The sequence below is a fragment of the Sutterella massiliensis genome (genome assembly GCF_016899755.1).
Taxonomy (GTDB): Bacteria; Pseudomonadota; Gammaproteobacteria; order Burkholderiales; family Burkholderiaceae_F; genus Sutterella; species Sutterella massiliensis.
Window position 1 is genome coordinate 1 of record NZ_JACJJC010000464.1, and the last position, 258, is coordinate 258.

Sequence of the window (258 nt, forward strand, 5' to 3'; positions counted from 1 at the left end):
GCCTTATCATCGGGATGTACAACCGGAGTATGCACCCGATAAATACGGTTTGAAACCAACGAATCGACGGTAAAATCATACGTCCGCTCTATCTGATTTTTCCGATAATCGCGTGTCAATACCGTGACCGCTCCCTGCAGAGGCACTTCACCGGAAGCTGGAGGCAAGCAAAAAGAAGCTACCGAATCCAGCGGCCAGACCACAGGCTGCATATCCACCTCGTCCGAAAGCGAACCGTCGCCCGAAAGAGTCGTATAA

General features: G+C 51.6%; 1 protein-coding gene. It reads right to left on the reverse strand.

What is annotated here, in order from left to right:
- Positions 1-212, reverse strand: a 212-nt coding sequence (locus H6A60_RS14620) for a hypothetical protein (protein WP_205105343.1), incomplete at its 3' end; no start/stop codon positions are given.
- Positions 213-258: the final 46 nt, after the last annotated feature.